Origin of the sequence: Chamaesiphon polymorphus CCALA 037, from assembly GCF_003003845.1 — a bacterium.
Classification (GTDB): domain Bacteria; phylum Cyanobacteriota; class Cyanobacteriia; order Cyanobacteriales; family Chamaesiphonaceae; genus Chamaesiphon; species Chamaesiphon polymorphus.
Genome location: NZ_PVWO01000376.1, coordinates 1 through 5,820, shown reverse-complemented (window position 1 = coordinate 5,820; position 5,820 = coordinate 1). Strand labels below are relative to the sequence as shown.

The following is a 5,820-nucleotide window of genomic DNA, read 5'->3' as shown; positions in this document are numbered from 1 at the left end:
GAGTGAGAATATAGAGATGAAGATTTATGATTTGGCGTTGGTTGGTAAGTATTGTGGCGATCGTGCTAATCGTGTTAACTCCAATTAATTCTGGTTTAGCACAGCCAGCACCGACTGATGTTACCGACGCTCAATTCGAGCTGGGCGATAAGTTACGCACCCAAGCTTTTACCGCGACTAATGAAGGAAAATTTGCCAAAGCAGAACAGTACTGGACGGAATTAATCGAACTATTCCCACAGAATCCAGCAATTTGGAGCAATCGGGGCAATTCGCGAGTCAGTCAGAATAAATTGAATGAAGCGATCGAGGATTTTAATAAATCGATCGAGTTATTGCCAGATCGTCCCGATGCTTATCTCAATCGGGGTACGGCTCTAGAAGGTTTGGGTAAATGGAATGAAGCGATCGCTGACTATCAGTATATCCTTTCGATCGATCCGAAAGATGCAATGGCTTACAATAATTTGGGTAATGCCTATGCAGGTTTGGGCGATTGGGATAAGGCGATTAAAAACTATGTCAAAGCGTCAGAAATTGCGCCTGATTTTGCCTTTGCACGGGCTAATTATGCCCTAGCTTTATATCAAAATGGCGAGACAGCGGAAGCGATCCGCAATATGAAAAATATCGTCAGAAAATACCGCGATTTTCCAGATGTACGGGCGGCATTGAGTGCAGCTCTATGGCAAGATGGTCAACGCGGTGAAGCTGAAAGTAACTGGGTGGCTGTGATTGGTTTGGACAGTCGGTATAAGGATTTAGATTGGGTCAGAAATACTCGCCGTTGGCCGCCAAATATGGTAGCAGCGTTAGAAAAATTCCTGAAGTTGCAGTAAAAAAATAGATCCCCGACTTCTCATAAGAAGTCGGGGATCTGTGTTCGTTGTATTATTTGCTCGATCGCATTTTCTTGAAGATGGCATACCCCAGCAAACCTAATAATCCAAACACGACTAGTTTGGAAACTGGAGCTAAATACTGTTCGATCGACGAATAGTTATCGCCTAGTAAAAATCCCGCCGCAGTCAAGGCTAGCGTCCAGATAAAGGTGCCGATCGTCGAATAAATGGTAAAAGACAGCAAAGGCATCTGATTCATTCCTGCTGGCAGCGAAATCAGCGTTCTAATGCCTGGTACCATCCGTCCAAAAAAGACGGCTCTGACTCCATATTTATTAAACCAATCATTGACTCGATCGATATCTTTGGCAGTTACTCCGATCCATTTGCCATAGCGATTCGTCCAAGTCTGTAACCTCTGATAATTAACCAGTCGGCCTAAATAATACCACGCATAAGTGCCTGCCATCGTGCCCACGGTACCCGCTAGCACTGCCAGACCAAAATTCATTTTACCTTGTGCGACCGTAAAGCCAGCCAACGGCATAATTAGCTCGGAAGGAATTGGTGGAAACAGATTTTCTAAGAACATTAGCAGCCCGATACCCCAGTATCCCAAACTGCCCATTAAGTTATTAATCCATTCCACCATTGTCTAAATCGCTCCAGATATTTTACAGATATTTTTTAGAGTGGCAATCGATCGAGATCCCGCTTATTCCCGATTACCACCAGCACATCATCCTGCTGGAGACGACGCTCGGGTTTGGGATTGATATCAAAATTTTTAGATTGGCCGATCGCCAACACGTTAATACCATAATCGCTTCGCAGTTGTAATTCCAAGATCGTTTTGCCATAAAAAGATTCGGGCACTTTGATCTCGACAATACTGTGCTCGGGGTCTAAATCCAAACTCTCTAACAGTCCAGGTCTAACTAGCGTCTGCGCGAGGTTGCAGCCTGCTTCGTATTCTGGTAATACTACTCGATCGGCTCCGACTTTTTGCAGCAGTTTGGCATGAACTTCAGAGGATGCTTTGGCAATGACATTGGTAACGCCAGCTTCTTTAAGATTAAGCGTCGTGATGATACTTTCTTGGAGGTAATTCCCGATCGACACAATCACAGTATCGAACTCAAATACTCCTGCTTCTTTTAAGGATAATGGATTGGTGGAGTCAATGACGATCGCGTGAGCGGCGAGTCCAGCGATCAGAATATCGTCTACGCGTTTTTCATCGATATCTGTGCCCAGGACTTCATAGCCAGATTGGTGGAGCGTTTCACACACTGCTCGTCCAAACCTACCCAAGCCAATCACGGCAAACTGGCGGGCTTTATTGGGTCTGAGGTTGCGAAAAAAACTGAAAGATTGACGTTCTACAGAATTTGACATAAGGGTGGATGGGTGGATGGCTTACACTGAGAGAAGTTGAGGTGGAGATGGGTAATGTAATTTACTTCGCCTAAAGCCTAAAGCTATCAAGCCTAAAGCCTAAAGTTTTCTACTGTCATTAACCAACTAATAGTGATTCTTCGGGGTACTTAATGGTACTAGAGCGCGGATCGCCGATGAGTGCGGCAATAAGTAGTAAAATTCCGACGCGTCCAATATACATCGTGGCGATCAATACTAGCTTACTAAAAGGTGTCAACCCAGCGGTAATTCCGGTCGAAAGTCCGACTGTCGCGAAGGCAGAAACTACTTCAAACAGAATGCGAATAAAGTCTAGTTTCGGATCTGCCAGGGCAATTGCCATCGTCGCAAACACCACCGTCAGTAGCGAGCCAAAGGTGACAGCAATCGCTTTTAATAGCAGTGAGTTGGGCACCTGACGGCGGTAGAGAGTTACCGATTCTTTGCCTCGGAGGATGGCATAAGTACAGCTAGCCAATAACCGCGCCGTGGTGGTTTTGATACCGCCAGCAGTACCGCCAGGACTCCCGCCAATCAGCATCAGGGAGATCGTCACAAATAAGCCCGCAGTGGTCATTTGGCCCTGATCGATTGTATTAAAGCCAGCCGTGCGGCTGGTAACTGCCTGGAACCAGGCGGCTAGTAGTTGTTGTGGCAAAGCCAGCGATCCTAAGGTTTTGGTATTTCTAATTTCGATCGCCCAAATTGCGAAAGTACCGCCGATCAATAAAAATAGCGTCGTACTTACCGCTACCTGAAAATTGAGAGATCGAGCGATCTTTATCGGTTGGCGCACCAGGCGCGCTCGCGCTCTGAGGTAAAACTCCAAAATTACCTCATAACCGATCCCGCCAAAAATAATCAGTCCCGTAATTACCCCATTTACCAGCCACGACCCCTGGTAGCTAACCAAATTGTCCGAGAATAGTCCAAATCCTGCATTATTCCAAGCACTGACACTATGAAAGAGTGCGAACCAAAGTCCCCTACTCCAGCCGAGATCGGGGACGAATACCAACAGCAATAAAAAAGCCCCCGTTAGTTCAAACAGGATAGTTGTCGCCACGATCGACTGAAGAATCTGCGTGCTACCCTGAAGCGAGCGACGATCGAGCGATTGCTGAATGGCAACTTTATCTTTGACGCCAAATCTGCGCCCTAGCAATAACAACAAAAAGGTGGTTACTGTCATATAGCCCAATCCCCCAACTTGAATCAGCAGCACGATCGCTAACTGCCCAAATCGCGAAAAATAAGTAGCCGTATCGACGACCACATGCCCCGTTACGCACACTGCGGACGTGGAAGTGAACAAAGCGACGATCGGGTCGTTCCATTGACCGCTAGTGGTCGAAATTGGCAGCATCAATAACAACGCGCCGATCGAGATCACCGCCATAAATCCCAGACAAATGCTGCGAGAAACCGTCATACCACAAACAAGTAGCTCACAAGTTCGCTACATAAATCATTACCCCATTAATATTACTCGATCGATAACATGAATAATCCCATTGTCGGCTTCAATATCTGCGGCGACGACTGTCGAGTTTTTGACCTCAAAACCATCGCTACAATCGATCGGAATTGGCGAACCTTCGAGCGACTCTACCTTTCCGAGTTTAGCGAGGTCGGCTTGGGTAAATTTTCCCGCTACCACATGAAATTTGAGAATGCGGGCTAATTGAGGTGGATTTTGGACTAAAGTTTGGACTGTGCCTGGAGGTAAAGCCGCAAAAGCAGCATCGACTGGTGCGAATACTGTAAATGGCCCAGGGGATTGTAAAGCTTCTACCAATCCGGCTGCTTGGACGGCAGCGACGAGGGTTTTAAAGTTATCGTTACTAACAGCAATTTCTACAATATTTGGCATATTATTTTTATTAAATTATTACAACTTATTAAAGTTAGCTCGATTACAACTTTTTCTCCCAAAATAGAGCTTTACCCATTTTGGGATCGAGCGCGTAGCCGTCAAATCCAAACGATCTATATGCTTTTTGAGCGATATAGTTATGTTCCAAAACTTCCAGTGTCAGCTTGCAACAGCCTAGATCGATCGCAATTTGTTCGGCACATTGCAGCATTAATTTAGATAAGCCTAAACCTCTATATGGCAACGAAACAATCGCGTCATGAATATTCAACAATGGTTGACAAGCAAAAGTAGAGAATCTTTCAAAACAAATAATTAATCCCGCTGGTTTTCGCTCGACAAACGCAAGAATGACATAACTAGTTTTTCGCTTAGCTAATTCGGAAATTAGATGATTTTTTGCGAAATCTGATAATCCGCTACTACCACCCATCGGATCGCTTGCATATTCATCCATCAAGTTTATGACAGCCAGAGCGTGTTCGGGAACAGTCAAATCGGCTTCAATGATTTCGATCGTGGATGTATCTATCGTCATAACTTATCGGATGATTTTCGAGATATTTTAGCTTACTTGAGAGCGATCGTTTAAAAATCTTCTCAAAGTAAGCTATCTAGTAGTCTGCGGCGTAAATATAGTTACTATTTGGTTGGGAGTTGGGAGTTGGGAGTTGGGAGTTGGGAGTTGGGAGGATATGATAGTAACCTGACTTCCGCCATCTAGTACTAGCGATCGCTAATTATCGATAGTCTTGACTTTGAATGTCTGACAACCGCGCTTCAGGACGTTTGAACCTGTCGATTTGGGATTCAAAGAATTGACGATTTTTTTCTAAATGTTTGGGATTGGTATCGTCTAATGGATAGAGTAACGCAGCCCGCAGAGCCTGAATTACTGCCGAAGTAACGCAATACATCGATCGCTGAAAACTCACGCCCAATTGCACCAACATATCATCTTTACCCCGACAATGTCGATCGTAATAATCGAGTAAATATTGAGGCAAGAAATGATACATATCATCCATCAATAATGTTGGCGGAATGCCCGCACTACCGACCGGATTGACATCGGCATATAAAATTCCGTAATGGAAATCAGCTTGCTCTGCGGGTACCTGTTCGGCTTGAGCATTATAAGATTTCGTACCGCGAAATGGTGCTGTCCGATAAAATACGGCTTCGACATAGGGCAAAGCCGCCTCATACAACCAGGTAAATCCTACCGATTTGGGGATAATTTCAAACATTTCCCCATCGATATAAACATGGTGATAAATCGGTCTACCCGCAACGGCAAAAATGCCATTGACGAGGAAATTCATGGCATCGGGAACGGAGGCAATTTTGCCCTCATCATACAAATCGCTCATTTCAAAGAATACCGGAGCCATCACTTCCCAAAATAGTCCTAAATTGGAATAGTAAGACATCACCCGTACCTGCTCGATAAACATATCGGGGAACAGCTTGTACGCCGCTAGCATGGCCGGATTGCCCTTGAAATATGCTTTAATAGCTCGATCGGCATTTTGCTTGTATTCTTCGGTATCTAGGTAAGGATCGAACCGTCCACCCATGCCCCGATGCCAGTACATCGCCTGCATACAGGCTTCGGCAAACTCCATGTTAATCCGATCGTGCAACAAGTGATGAAAAAGTTTGGGCATTTTGGTACTGCGC

The 5,820-nt window shown here is 45.1% G+C and carries 7 protein-coding genes; 1 reads left to right on the top strand and 6 read right to left on the bottom strand.

Annotation, left to right across the window (positions count from 1 at the left end):
* Window positions 1–26 precede the first annotated feature (26 nt).
* Window positions 27–839 carry a tetratricopeptide repeat protein gene (locus C7B77_RS22155; protein ID WP_106309979.1) on the top strand — a complete coding sequence of 271 codons (813 nt, stop codon included), beginning with the start codon at window positions 27–29 and terminating at the stop codon, window positions 837–839.
* Window positions 840–891: 52 nt separating this feature from the next.
* On the opposite strand, the gene C7B77_RS22150 is transcribed toward C7B77_RS22155, so the two are convergent.
* The 6 genes from C7B77_RS22150 to C7B77_RS22125 all read right to left on the bottom strand — a co-directional run.
* The gene (locus C7B77_RS22150) at window positions 892–1,494 is read right to left on the bottom strand and encodes a DedA family protein (protein ID WP_106309976.1); all 603 of its coding nucleotides are present in this window, start codon (window positions 1,492–1,494) and stop codon (window positions 892–894) included.
* 35 nt (window positions 1,495–1,529) lie between these two features.
* Entirely contained in the window at window positions 1,530–2,240 is a 711-nt protein-coding gene (locus C7B77_RS22145; protein WP_106309973.1) for a potassium channel family protein, read from the bottom strand.
* 118 nt (window positions 2,241–2,358) lie between these two features.
* Window positions 2,359–3,693, bottom strand: coding sequence for a TrkH family potassium uptake protein (locus C7B77_RS22140; RefSeq protein ID WP_106309970.1), 1,335 nt, complete (start codon window positions 3,691–3,693; stop codon window positions 2,359–2,361).
* 39 nt (window positions 3,694–3,732) lie between these two features.
* Window positions 3,733–4,134: a fasciclin domain-containing protein gene (locus C7B77_RS22135; protein ID WP_106309967.1), complete on the bottom strand. Its 402-nt coding sequence runs from the start codon at window positions 4,132–4,134 to the stop codon at window positions 3,733–3,735.
* 43 nt (window positions 4,135–4,177) lie between these two features.
* On the bottom strand, window positions 4,178–4,675 hold the full coding sequence (locus C7B77_RS22130; protein WP_106309964.1) for a GNAT family N-acetyltransferase: 498 nt from the start codon (window positions 4,673–4,675) through the stop codon (window positions 4,178–4,180).
* Window positions 4,676–4,877: 202 nt separating this feature from the next.
* Window positions 4,878–5,820: CO2 hydration protein (locus tag C7B77_RS22125; RefSeq protein WP_106309961.1), on the bottom strand; the 943-nt coding region annotated here is incomplete at its 5' end.

Bases quoted from the DNA above. Each gene is read 5' to 3' on its own strand.
- C7B77_RS22155 (WP_106309979.1), top strand. From the start codon at position 27: ATGATTTGGCGTTGGTTGGTAAGTATTGTGGCGATCGTGCTAATCGTG.
- C7B77_RS22150 (WP_106309976.1), bottom strand. From the start codon at position 1,494: ATGGTGGAATGGATTAATAACTTAATGGGCAGTTTGGGATACTGGGGT.
- C7B77_RS22145 (WP_106309973.1), bottom strand. From the start codon at position 2,240: ATGTCAAATTCTGTAGAACGTCAATCTTTCAGTTTTTTTCGCAACCTC.
- C7B77_RS22140 (WP_106309970.1), bottom strand. From the start codon at position 3,693: ATGACGGTTTCTCGCAGCATTTGTCTGGGATTTATGGCGGTGATCTCG.
- C7B77_RS22135 (WP_106309967.1), bottom strand. From the start codon at position 4,134: ATGCCAAATATTGTAGAAATTGCTGTTAGTAACGATAACTTTAAAACC.
- C7B77_RS22130 (WP_106309964.1), bottom strand. From the start codon at position 4,675: ATGACGATAGATACATCCACGATCGAAATCATTGAAGCCGATTTGACT.